5 protein-coding genes and 1 tRNA gene are annotated in these 3,630 nt (G+C 35.5%); 5 read left to right on the top strand and 1 reads right to left on the bottom strand.

The window, feature by feature from the left end:
* The first annotated feature begins 186 nt into the window (after positions 1-186).
* Complete coding sequence (pnuC, locus tag GQR46_RS17525) at positions 187-804, top strand: nicotinamide riboside transporter PnuC (RefSeq protein ID WP_007587303.1); 618 nt, start codon at positions 187-189, stop codon at positions 802-804.
* A 3-nt stretch (positions 805-807) separates the two neighbouring features.
* A complete protein-coding gene (locus GQR46_RS17520; RefSeq protein ID WP_165741754.1) occupies positions 808-1,620 on the top strand; it encodes a phosphotransferase in 813 nt (270 codons plus the stop codon).
* Here GQR46_RS17520 and GQR46_RS17515 read toward each other — a convergent pair.
* Positions 1,617-1,799 carry a hypothetical protein gene (locus GQR46_RS17515; RefSeq protein WP_007587299.1) on the bottom strand — a complete coding sequence of 61 codons (183 nt, stop codon included), beginning with the start codon at positions 1,797-1,799 and terminating at the stop codon, positions 1,617-1,619. The genes GQR46_RS17520 and GQR46_RS17515 overlap by 4 nt on opposite strands.
* A 246-nt stretch (positions 1,800-2,045) precedes the next feature.
* Here GQR46_RS17515 and GQR46_RS17510 point away from each other — a divergent pair.
* The 3 genes from GQR46_RS17510 (at position 2,046) to GQR46_RS17500 (ending at position 3,574) form a co-directional block, all read left to right on the top strand.
* A tRNA-Arg gene (locus GQR46_RS17510) sits at positions 2,046-2,120 on the top strand.
* Between the two features lie 214 nt (positions 2,121-2,334).
* Complete coding sequence (locus tag GQR46_RS17505) at positions 2,335-2,868, top strand: DinB family protein (RefSeq protein WP_165727261.1); 534 nt, start codon at positions 2,335-2,337, stop codon at positions 2,866-2,868.
* 1 nt (position 2,869) lies between these two features.
* A complete protein-coding gene (locus tag GQR46_RS17500) occupies positions 2,870-3,574 on the top strand; it encodes an NRDE family protein (RefSeq protein ID WP_165727262.1) in 705 nt (234 codons plus the stop codon).
* Positions 3,575-3,630: the final 56 nt, after the last annotated feature.

Genomic DNA, 3,630 nt, shown 5'->3' with positions numbered 1-3,630 from the left:
TGCATAAATATTTGATCAATTTAACGAATTAAATTGCACTATAACGTCATTAAAAATTTTTTATTTAGAACAACTAGATACAAAAATTTTTGCCTAGTTCTAGCGTAATTTTCTTAACGTTAAATAGACCCCGTATATAAGCAGATTGGTATAACAATCGGCACAACTAAACGGTAATTGCATAATATGGACTTTTTAACACAAACCTTAAGTGGTTTTACAGCAATGTCGCATTGGGAGTATATTGCGGTAGGGTTGTCGATGGCTTATTTATTATTAGCAATAAAAGAAAGCTTATGGTGTTGGCCTGCGGCATTTTTTAGCACGCTCATTTATACAATAATGTACTGGAATGGCGCATTACTTATGGAGTCGTTACTTAATTTTTATTATATGTATATGGCTGTATTTGGCTGGGTTGTATGGCGTAAAGGCAAAGCTGCAAATTTAAATATTACATCGTGGTCGATAAACCGTCATGCTGTTTTAATTAGTTTAACAACCGTAGCTGCAATAGTTATTGGTTACGTTATGCAAAATTATACTCATGCCGATTTTGCTTATCTTGATAGTTTTACAACATGTTTTGCCGTAGTAACTACTTACTTAGTGGCTAAAAAAGTCCTCGAAAACTGGCTGTACTGGATTGTAATAGATGCCGCTTCTATGTATTTATATTACGAAAAAGGCTATTACCCAACGCTAGCACTCTTTATATTTTATACCATTATGGCAGCGTGGGGCTTTAAAACCTGGTACGAAGAGTACGAACAAAGCCAAGCTAAGCCTCTAGCACAGCTTTAATCAATGATTGAGCATACTCAGTTAGTAAAAATGTGTAGTGCGTTTATAGAGCCTACAAGCATTGTTTCAAGCGAGCGATTACTTAATGGCTTTAGTAACGATAATTTTTTAATACGTACCGAGCAACAAGGGTATTTGTTAAAGTGTTATAAAAGCCATTGGCCAAGTGACGGCCTTGAAGCGCAGCGCTTTTTAAGTGACTTTAATATATGCCCTGCGCCTATTTGGCTTGATAAAGAAAACGGTCGTGCGGTATTTAATTATATTGAAGGCAAGAGCGCGCAATCGGATATAACGCTTTGCTTTATTAATAAACTTGCTCAAGTGCACAATTACAAAGTGTCTACCGCGCCAATGGATATAGCTAAAGAGCTTCATTTTTATCAAAGCACCCACGTATATACGCAATACAAACCTCAAATAGAGAAGGCACTCAAAGCCGTTGCAGCTATGTCATTTAATGGAGGCTTTTGTCATAACGACTTAGTAAAAGATAACATTATTGTAAATGCTTCAGGCATGTATTTAATTGACTTTGAATATGCACAAACTAACGATGTGTATTTTGATTTGTCAGCCCTTGCAGTGAGCTTTAATCTTAATGAGAGCAGTGAAAGTGCATTGTTAAATAACTATAAAAATAGTATCGATAAAACAAAAACGTTTAATCCTTCAATGGATAAGCTGAATTATTATAAGCTGTTTTTTTTAGTGTTATGTATTGGCTGGTATGAAGAGCGCAGCATAACTAGTAAATCTGTAATGTTACGCGCGCAGCTAACTAAACTCGTTAATAATACTTTTTGTAGATGTTAAAGACCACCAAAGCGCTCGGCGAGCTCTTTGTATTTTGTTACTTCGGCTGTATCAAATTGTGGTTCACCATTTTCATCTTCTGATTTAGCAATTAATAAACTTTCTCTAGAGAGACGTTTTACACGCTCTACTTTTACACCTAAAAATTCAGCAACTTGCTCAGTAGACATTAAACTCATCATTATTTCCTCGTATTAAATCCATCCGCACAGCGACAATCATAGTTTCAATGTTACTAAACCGTTACTGTTTCCTATTCAATAAGAATAAATAGCGTGTTTTTAAGCCATTGTGAAGTGTTTTATTTAAAAGAGTTTAATTAATAAGCATATAAGCTGATGTTACTGGTATTTATTTAAAGATCTCTTTATCATTGCTGATGCTAAAGCACTGATATCGCGAGTTGGTGTGGCGGCAACAAATGTGCTCTCGTGGTGAAATGGATATCACGTGGCCCTCCGGAGGCTAAGTTGTAGGTTCGATCCCTACCGAGAGCGCCATTTGCTTTTACATCTACTAATATTCCTCTCTATATTATCTAGCTTTTCATTAATTACTTTTGTATTTAAAAATGTATTACTGCATAAATTTTGAAATTTTATTGTAAGAACAGCTTTCTAGTTATTTATACAATGCAAAATTGCATTATTCAAAATGTTATCTAACGTTATGTATGCATATACGACGAAATTATAAATGAGGAAAACCGATTCAATGTTAAATAGTCAGTTAGAAATACTCGCTCAAGGACATGCTTATCTTGAAAGTGTAACTAAAGAGGATTATTCGCAAATCGTTGCTCCTAATTTCATTAGTTCAGTTGGGTCACATATGCGCCACATTATCGATCATTACCAATCTTTAATGACGGGCTTTGGTATAAATAATATTGATTACGATAGTCGCCTACGCGGCAGTAATATTGAAAGTAACCCCTGTGAAGCTATAAAAAAAATTGCCGAGATAGCATCGTGGATTGAACAGCTAAGTCCAGATGATTTTAATAAACCGCTGTTACTTTCAAGCGAAGTATCAATTAAAAGTAAAAATGTACAAACTGTAACAACCTCATTAGCACGAGAGCTTATATTTGTAGGAAGCCATGCAGTACATCACTATGCGATGATTTCACAAATTACCTTTGCACAAAAAGCATCATTCGACCAGAACTTTGGGTTAGCACCAAGTACAGCCACTTTTTTGAGAGAAAAAAGCCAACAAAGCCAATTAAAATCACTGCAAAGTTAATATGTGCACTTTAAGTTACTTTCTAACTGATGATGGCTACGAGTTGTTTTTTAATCGTGATGAACAAAAAACGCGAGAAATGGCAATCGCCCCGAGTAAGCACACAGATAACGCAATTTACCCTATCGATCCGCAAGGGGGTGGTACTTGGCTTGGTGTATCGCATTGGGGGCAAACATTAGCTTTATTAAACGATTATCAAAGTGCATTTGATATAACTGCCGTAAAGCACAGCAGAGGCCTCTTAATCCCGCATTTACTAAGCAATAATACCCCTGCATTGTCTCAATTAAAAAATATGGATTTATCGGGTTACGCGCCTTTTAAATTGTGTATTTTTCCGGATAAATTATCGCTAAATAATGGGCACATCGCTTTTGTTCGGTGGGACACAAAAAAATTAATCGATTGCCAAGTTGAATCGCTTGCAACGTCGTCTGGCGTTGAGCTAGAAACAGTTACACAAAAGCGTAAACAACAATTTAAGCAATTTATTGACTTAAGATATCCTGCAAGTGAGCAGTTTTTAGCATTTCATTACAGCAAAGCTGATCAAGGCCAATATGGTGTAAATATGCAAAGAGAAGATGCAATGACAGTCAGTATTAGTCATATTAAAGTTGGTAACACTATACGCTTTAATTATTTTGATAAGCAGTCTCAGCTCATTAGCAGCATTAGTTGTTTAAAAGTGGCTGCAGCTTAACTAAATATTTTTATAGCTGTTACATAACTAAAAAAGTCGACGCAATTAATTGCGTC

Origin of the sequence: Pseudoalteromonas sp. Z1A6 (assembly GCF_011378745.1) — a bacterium.
Taxonomy (GTDB): Bacteria; Pseudomonadota; Gammaproteobacteria; order Enterobacterales; family Alteromonadaceae; genus Pseudoalteromonas; species Pseudoalteromonas arctica.
This window is presented reverse-complemented; position numbering and strand designations above follow the sequence as displayed.